Here is an 824-nt window from a genome sequence, read left to right on the forward strand (position 1 = left end):
GCGAGACCAGCATGCTCTACGAGATCCGCCGAGAGCTTGGCTGGAACGAATACACCAGCCTTTCGATTATGCCGAACGGCGTTCGTGAGCTTCGCAAGGATGCGCTCCGTTATCGCTATCTCAAAGACCATTGCTCCTCCTTCTATGCGATGACGCATGAGCAACCCGCTGAGTGGTCGATCGGCTGGGAGTTCCAGCAGAGTAAGCCGCATGAGGCATGGGGATCGTTCGATAAATGGATTGATGCCGACATCGAGCTTCGTCGCCTGCGCCAAGCTGAACTTGTTGCGGAGGACGGCGAATGATCTGGAGCCACGATCTCACCGCCGCCCCGCTCGGAACTCAGGTCTCCGTCACGCGCACCGTCAAGGGTGTTGAAAAGCAAATCATCGAGCATCACGTCGCGCCGGTTTGGCTGGCGACTGCTGACGGGAAAGTCCACCGGTCCTACTGGATTCCGGAGACCAAGACGAGCGAAGGCCGATGGGCAGGTTTTACGGTTGGAAGCAACGAGCCCATTGCATGGCAGCTCTATGTCGTTCCAACGCATCCCAATCACCAATCGGACAGCGGCGTGGCCGCAGCCTTTGGCGCAGCCGGACCCTCGCCGGAGAAGGCGTGTGCGCCGCTGTCCGACCATGAGTATGTCGAGAGGATCGGCGACCGGGTGATAGCGGAGCGGAAGATCGCGGATGCTGCGGCGGATCTCGTTGCTCATCTCGGGATCAATGATTGCGGTGGGGGAGTTTGAGCGATGAGTTCCATTTATGAACTTCCAGACGATGTCAGAAACTCTGCTGCAAAGGCCCTTGATGAAGTTACGG

At 58.3% G+C, this 824-nt stretch carries 2 protein-coding genes; both read left to right on the top strand.

Annotated elements, in window-relative coordinates; translation table 11 throughout:
* Nucleotides 1-305, top strand: a 305-nt coding sequence (locus tag JTP94_RS02900) for a hypothetical protein (protein ID WP_204849069.1), incomplete at its 5' end; no start/stop codon positions are given.
* Nucleotides 302-751 (top strand): hypothetical protein, encoded by a 450-nt coding sequence (locus JTP94_RS02905; protein WP_204849070.1) that lies wholly within the window; start codon nt 302-304, stop codon nt 749-751. The genes JTP94_RS02900 and JTP94_RS02905, both read left to right, overlap by 4 nt.
* Nucleotides 752-824: the final 73 nt, after the last annotated feature.

It is taken from the genome of Martinezella lusitana, from assembly GCF_016901135.1.
Taxonomy (GTDB): Bacteria; Pseudomonadota; Alphaproteobacteria; order Rhizobiales; family Rhizobiaceae; genus Rhizobium; species Rhizobium lusitanum_D.

What these genes read in the sequence shown, in the direction of transcription:
- JTP94_RS02905 (WP_204849070.1), top strand. Translation starts at nt 302, where the DNA reads ATGATCTGGAGCCACGATCTCACCGCCGCCCCGCTCGGAACTCAGGTC.